Origin of the sequence: Moorena sp. SIO4A5 (genome assembly GCF_010672005.1) — a bacterium.
Lineage (GTDB): Bacteria > Cyanobacteriota > Cyanobacteriia > Cyanobacteriales > Coleofasciculaceae > Moorena.
The window spans coordinates 196221-202445 of the sequence record NZ_JAAHHZ010000002.1 but is presented as its reverse complement, the minus strand read 5'-3'; the positions used below and the strand labels follow the sequence as shown (position 1 = coordinate 202445).

At 42.6% G+C, this 6225-nt stretch carries 8 protein-coding genes; 5 read left to right on the top strand and 3 right to left on the bottom strand.

Annotation, left to right across the window (positions count from 1 at the left end; all coding sequences use genetic code 11):
• The 3 genes from F6K57_RS02330 to F6K57_RS02320 all read right to left on the bottom strand — a co-directional run.
• Positions 1-269: hypothetical protein (locus F6K57_RS02330; protein ID WP_293064459.1), on the bottom strand; the 269-nt coding region annotated here is incomplete at its 3' end.
• Positions 270-379: 110 nt separating this feature from the next.
• Positions 380-529: a hypothetical protein gene (locus tag F6K57_RS02325; protein WP_293064457.1), complete on the bottom strand. Its 150-nt coding sequence runs from the start codon at positions 527-529 to the stop codon at positions 380-382.
• Between the two features lie 47 nt (positions 530-576).
• Positions 577-990, bottom strand: coding sequence for a hypothetical protein (locus tag F6K57_RS02320; protein WP_293020485.1), 414 nt, complete (start codon positions 988-990; stop codon positions 577-579).
• A gap of 557 nt (positions 991-1547) precedes the next feature.
• Between F6K57_RS02320 and F6K57_RS02315 the strand changes: the two genes are divergently transcribed.
• The 5 genes from F6K57_RS02315 (at position 1548) to F6K57_RS02295 (ending at position 6154) form a co-directional block, all read left to right on the top strand.
• Positions 1548-1703, top strand: a complete 156-nt coding sequence (locus tag F6K57_RS02315; RefSeq protein WP_293039275.1) for a hypothetical protein — start codon at positions 1548-1550, stop codon at positions 1701-1703.
• Between the two features lie 57 nt (positions 1704-1760).
• Complete coding sequence (locus F6K57_RS02310) at positions 1761-2666, top strand: acylneuraminate cytidylyltransferase family protein (RefSeq protein WP_293039277.1); 906 nt, start codon at positions 1761-1763, stop codon at positions 2664-2666.
• 255 nt (positions 2667-2921) lie between these two features.
• Positions 2922-3044 (top strand): hypothetical protein, encoded by a 123-nt coding sequence (locus tag F6K57_RS02305; protein WP_293064452.1) that lies wholly within the window; start codon positions 2922-2924, stop codon positions 3042-3044.
• Positions 3045-3068: 24 nt separating this feature from the next.
• Positions 3069-4994: a transketolase C-terminal domain-containing protein gene (locus tag F6K57_RS02300; RefSeq protein WP_293064449.1), complete on the top strand. Its 1926-nt coding sequence runs from the start codon at positions 3069-3071 to the stop codon at positions 4992-4994.
• A 476-nt stretch (positions 4995-5470) separates the two neighbouring features.
• The gene (locus tag F6K57_RS02295) at positions 5471-6154 is read left to right on the top strand and encodes an HAD hydrolase-like protein (protein WP_293064447.1); all 684 of its coding nucleotides are present in this window, start codon (positions 5471-5473) and stop codon (positions 6152-6154) included.
• The last annotated feature ends 71 nt before the right edge of the window (positions 6155-6225 follow it).

The following is a 6225-nucleotide window of genomic DNA, read 5'->3' as shown; positions in this document are numbered from 1 at the left end:
TTTTCCATCACGCCATACATTCGGGATTGACTGTCCGCTAAATTAGCCTGAGATTGAAATAAATTAGACTGAGATTGTGCTAAATTAGCCATCACAGAATACAGTTGAGAGCGATCCCGTTTGAACTCATGAACAGTATCGGTTAGGGCTTCAATAGCACGAGCATTCGAATCGGTTCTTTGACGAAGCTGTTCAATCTGTTGGCTAATCTGCTCGATCGCAGTTAGTAAAAGGTTGAAACGGGTATCAAACTGGTCTGAGTTTGTCATTTGCTGCAATAGTGTTTAGTGTTTTCTCAACAGCTATCAGCAGTCAGCGGTCAGCAGTCAGCGGTCAGCGGTCAGCGGTCAGCTTATTTTCTTCAAAAGCACCAATTGCGCTACGGGCATGCTGCGCGAATAGTAGCACCATCTGTAGCCCATAGGCTGATAGCTGTTCGCGTAGCGTGGCCAAAGGCCTTTAGCTGATAGCTGTTCGCGTAGCGTGGCCAAAGGCCTTTAGCTGATAGCTGTTCGCGTAGCGTGGCCAAAGGCCTTTAGCTGATAGCTAAATGCTTACGCTAGTGGTTCGCGCATCCTAATTAGATTTAGTCAATAACTTCAGAATTTCCACAATCTCACCCTGTCGGTTAGACAGTTGTTCCTGTCGCTCATCTAAGTTGGCCATCATGCCATACATTCGGGATTGATTTTGAGCTAAATCTGCCATCAAAGAGTATGCTTGAGCGCGATCGCGTTTGAACTCATGGACAGTATTGGTTAGAGCTTCAATGGCACGAGCATTAGAATCGATCCTGTGACCAAGTTGTTCAATCTTTTGGTTGGTCTGCTCGATAGCACGAGCATTAGAATCGGTTCTGTGACCAAGCTGTTCAATCTGTTGGGTGACAGCATCAATCCTGTGACCAAGCTGTTCAATCTGTTGGTTGGTGCGCTCGAAGGCAGTTAGTAAAAGGTTGAAACGGGTATCAAACTGGTCTGAGTTTGTCATTTGCTTTGCTGCAAGATAATGTTTACGATTGCAGTTATCAATTGCTTGAAGTACGTTTTGGATTTTAGGTAATAGGGAACAGGGAATAGGGTCAAAATTCTGTGTAAATCATAAGTAGTATCACCGCTATCCTTCTGATTCAGGACTTACGCACAGACTCCATTTGTAGGGTGGGCAAGGTTTTGCCCACCCTACAGGTAGCTAGTGCAGATTCTGTTTATTGTGTGATTTTTATGGTGTGATTTGCGATTACAAGCTATGACTGTTAATTTTTACCATTGCTCTATTAGAACGTTTTTTTACTACTTATGATTTACCAGATGATTTACCTTGGCCAAAAGGCCACGCTACGCGAACAAGTTTCTTCCCTTATTAAGGAAGTCATGTGGGATTTACTTCACGGTAGTCAGGGGCAATTATTATGCCCTAATTACTACTCCATAAACCCTAGTAAATTGTACCTAAAATATTTGATTACTGCTACAATAATTATACAAGAATAATATCAATATTGACAAGAATTAAATATATTATTTACTAATAGCTAATTAACTGCAATGGTGATTTATTATAAAACCAAAAATTACTCCTATTTCTTTCCTACTACTCCCGATTCCCGACTCCCGACTCCCGACTCCCGACTCCCGACTCCCGACTCCCGACTCCCGACTCCCGACTCCCGACTCCCGACTCCCTATTCCCTATTTCTGTAAACTATAAAGTGGTGATCAAAAATTTGCCAGCAAGATTATTGTCTAAGATCAGGAAAATTGGTAGATTCTAAAACTCCGACAGTAGTTGCCCTGATTCCAGCCCGAGCTGGTTCCAAACGAGTACCTGGTAAAAATATTCGTCGTTTAAAAGGGCATCCGTTAATTGCTTATACTATTGCTGCTGCAACCCAAAGCCAAGTGTTTTCAGCAGTGATTGTTTCCACTGACTCAGAGGAGGTGGCGGAAATTGCTCGTTACTATAGCGCTGAGGTACCATTTTTGCGATCGCCAGAGTATGCTACCGACAAGTCACCAGATATTGAGTGGATTGATTACACCCTGAGGCATTTGAGTGATCTTGGGCGAGAATTTGATTGCTTCAGCATCCTGCGACCAACCAGTCCTTGTCGCCAACCACAGACCATTCAACGAGCTTGGCAGGCGTTTTTGGCTCAAGCTGATCAAGTAGACTCCTTACGGGCAGTAGAGAAATGCCAACAGCATCCTGGAAAAATGTGGGTACTCAAAGGCAACCTGATGAAACCGTTGCTTGAGCAGAACACCCTTAAATTAGGCAATTCTCAGGTTAACCATAACCTCCAACCCCCCAACCCCCCAACCCCCCAACCCCCCAACCTCCAACCTTGGCCAAAAGGCCACACTACGCGAACAACCCCCCAACCTTCAACCTTCAACCTTGAACCTTCAACCCCCCATACCCCCTGGCATAGTACTCCCTATCAGGCGTTGCCAGAGGTCTATGTGCAAAATGCTAGCTTGGAAATTGCTTGGTCAAGAGTAGTGCTGGAAGAGTATACAATTGCTGGAAAGGTGATTATGCCATTTATTACCCATGATCATGAGGGATTAGATATTAATGACTTGAAAGATTGGTGGTATCTGGAATATTTAATAGAACAGGGAGACGCTCACTTACCTCTCGTCTCCCAGAAACCAATTTAGTTTTTTCAATTTGGTAGGGAGTAGGGAGTAGGGAGTAGGGAGTAGGGAACAGGGTAAAAATACTGTGTACCTCATTACTATCAGAAACGCTATACTATTAGTTATAGTAGTTTAATTAGGAGTTTGAATTAATAAAAATAATAGCTAAATAATGATTATAATTATTTTGGATTAACTTTAAAAATTAACGTTAAAAATGGCGGATAATCAAATCAGCAAGTAACCAAGGTAAAGATTAAGCTGTAATGTTATCCATTGAAAATTAAGATAATAGTATACAGCGTTTTTCATAACTATCAGGTACACAGGATTTTTTGCCTGTTACCTATTCCCTGCTCCCTACTCCCTACTCCCTGCTCCCTAAAACCCAAAACCTGACCAATAACCAATAACCAATAACCAATGACAAATCTATCTCTAGTCCCGTTTCGGGAGTTTGAACGCCTCAAGGATTTAGACATTACTCCCGAAACTCATACTGAGCTTTTTGCTACCTACTGTCGAATCAATACCTTATATATGATAAAACAGGCGGGTTCAGGGCATATTGGTAGTAGTTTTAGTAGTTTAGATATTGTTTGTTGGCTGTTTTTAAATGAATTACGGGTTAGGAAAACTAACTCTAATCAACCACGGGATATTTATTTTTCCTCTAAAGGTCACGATGTACCAGGTTTGTACTCGGTTTTGATTGGCCATGGTTTGCTGGAGTTTGAGCGTATCCATAGCTTGAGGCGGCTAGATGGACTTCCTGGTCATCCAGATATTTCTATTCCGTTCTTGGAAACCAATACTGGTTCTTTGGGAATGGGGGTTTCTAAGGCTAAGGGGATGATCCTAGCAAATCGGCTAATGGGCCCTGGGGGAAATGTTTATCTCTTAACTGGGGATGGGGAGTTGCAGGAGGGTCAGTTTTGGGAGTCTCTCCAACCAGCAGCAAATCTGGGACTCCATGAGATGACTGTGATTGTGGATCATAATAAAATCCAGTCCGATACTTGGGTGTCCCAAGTGAGTGACTTAGGGGACTTGGAACGGAAGTTTGCGGCCTATGGCTGGTATGTGGACCGCTGTGATGGCAATAATGTCAAGGCTTTAGGGAATGCGATCGCAAAATTGAAAGCAGTCACAAAAGGGCCCAAAATCCTGATTGCTGACACCATTAAGGGAAAAGGAATCTCCTTTATGGAACATACGGCCATCAAACCAGAAGACAACCCAGAAGACAACTTATATCGCTTCCATAGTGGCGCACCGGATGATGAAGCCTATACTAAGGGAGTGGCAGAACTAATTGCTGCTGCCAATACCCAATTGGAACAAATTGGAGCATCCCCCGTAGGGGTAGAGATGCTATCCTATGCCAAACCTGCTGTAGTTGATGGAGCGCAACGACTGGTTAGTGCCTATTCCAAAGCTTTGGTTGCCCAAGCAGAACGGAATCAAGACCTGGTGGTACTCGATGCGGATTTAATGCTCGATTGTGGGTTGATTCCCTTTAAAGACAAATTCCCGAAACGGTTCTTTGAGTGTGGTATTGCCGAACAAGATATGGTATCCCAGGCCGGGGGGATGGCACTGAAAGGGTTACTGCCCATTGTGCATTCCTTTGCTTGTTTCCTATCCACCAGACCCAATGAGCAAATCTATAATAATGCTACCGAACGGACTAAGATTATTTATGTTGGCTCCCTAGCTGGGTTGCTACCTGGTGGTCCTGGTCATTCTCACCAATCGGTAAGGGATATTTCTGCCCTAGGAGCAATACCGAATATGGTGATGATTGAACCAGCTAATGAAGCAGAAGTATCCCTAGCTCTAGACTACTGTTTGCATCGAACTATCAGTAGTTGCTATATAAGGCTAGTCTCGATACCCTGTCAGATTCCCTATCAATTGCCAGAGGATTATCAGTTGGAGTTGGGTCAGGGGATTGCCTTAACTGAGGGGCAAGACGCTATTTTATTTGGTTACGGTCCCGTGCTGCTGCCACAAGCCTATCAAGCTGCCCAGTTATTGGCTCAGAATCACGGTATAACCTTAAAAGTGGTGAATTTACCTTGGCTAAATTTTGTGGATTTAGACTGGTTGGAGCAAATCCTCCAAGGTTACTCCTGGGTCTTTACCCTAGATAACCATTATGTAATAGGAGGACAGGGGGATCGGATTGTAAGTGGTTTGGCAGAATTAGGATTGTCTGGGCAAATACAGGTAAGGCAATTTGGAGTATTTGATATTCCGAAATGCGGTCAAAATCAGGAAGTGCTTCGTGCTCATCGGCTAGATGCTGAAAGTTTAGCATTTGAGATTCATAAAAGTATGATGTAGCCTTGTTATTTAAATTGCGTAAGATTCAGATAAAAAGGGAACAGGGAATAGGGAATAGGGAACAGTATCAAGATATCCGAGTAGTTTTTGATGTTCTCCTAAATTAGGATTAGTTTTCATGATATAATTATAAATTATATAGGATTTCAAGGATGACCTAGGAAGTATAAAGTATAGCGTTGTTTATTAAGAGTTATACCTATAAGGTACACAAATCTTTTTATAGCACTACCCATTAAGATTAGGACATTTGTAAACTCCGAAACCTAGTCCTAGCTTACTTCTGACTTCTGACTTCTGACTTCTGACTTCTAACTTGCGCGTAGCGCTATACCACTTCTGACTTCCCTACTCCCTACTCCCTACTCCCTGCTCCCTAAAATCAAGAATGTACCTAAACTAATTAATAAATGTTATAATAATAACGGCAATTAACTAACAACTATTGCCTCAAGTTCTAGTACCATAGAAGTGTAATGACTACCGTTTTATTTTGGGACATTGACGGCACTTTATTAACCACAAAACGAGCCGGGATATTTGCCCTAGAAGAGGCTGCCAGTGAAGTAATTGGTGAAACGGTTTCACTGACAAATATAGAAACTGCAGGCATGACAGACCCAATAATTGCCGCTAATATTATCAAGCAGTACGGTTTGTCCCCAGAACCTAAATTGGTGGATCAACTACTGAAATACTACGTTAACTACTTGCCTCAAAGTTTGCCCCGCCGAGAAGGATATGTCCTGGAGGGGGTAATCGAAATTCTAGATGCTTTGCACGATCGAACTGATGTGGTTTCCATGTTGCTGACAGGAAATATCGAAGCAGGAGCATTTGCAAAATTAAGCTATTATGGCTTGGCTGATTACTTTAGTGGTGGTGGATTTTCCGATAAAACTGAAACTAGAGTTGATATTGCCCAACAAGCTTTAGCGATCGCATCGGAAAAGTATGGCGTGATTCCATCGGAAAAAACTTACGTGATTGGCGATACTCCCCATGACATTCACTGTGGCAAAGCCATTGGTGCTCGTGTGATTGCAGTTGCCACTGGTAAATATGACCAGGAGTCCCTAGAAGAACATCAGCCCTGGTGGACTATACCATCCTTGCCATCATCAACAGTATTTATGGAAAAGATTGGATTGAAAATTTAGAATTAAGAATGCAGAATGTAGAATGTAGAAGGCAGAAGGCATAATTCTAGATTCTAGATTATTAATTCTCA

Coding starts and splice junctions, on each gene's coding strand:
- F6K57_RS02320 (WP_293020485.1), bottom strand. CDS start 990: ATGACAAACTCAGACCAGTTTGATACCCGTTTCAACCTTTTACTAACT.
- F6K57_RS02315 (WP_293039275.1), top strand. CDS start 1,548: ATGGTGATTTATTATAAAACCAAAAATTACTCCTATTTCTTTCCTACT.
- F6K57_RS02300 (WP_293064449.1), top strand. CDS start 3,069: ATGACAAATCTATCTCTAGTCCCGTTTCGGGAGTTTGAACGCCTCAAG.
- F6K57_RS02295 (WP_293064447.1), top strand. CDS start 5,471: ATGACTACCGTTTTATTTTGGGACATTGACGGCACTTTATTAACCACA.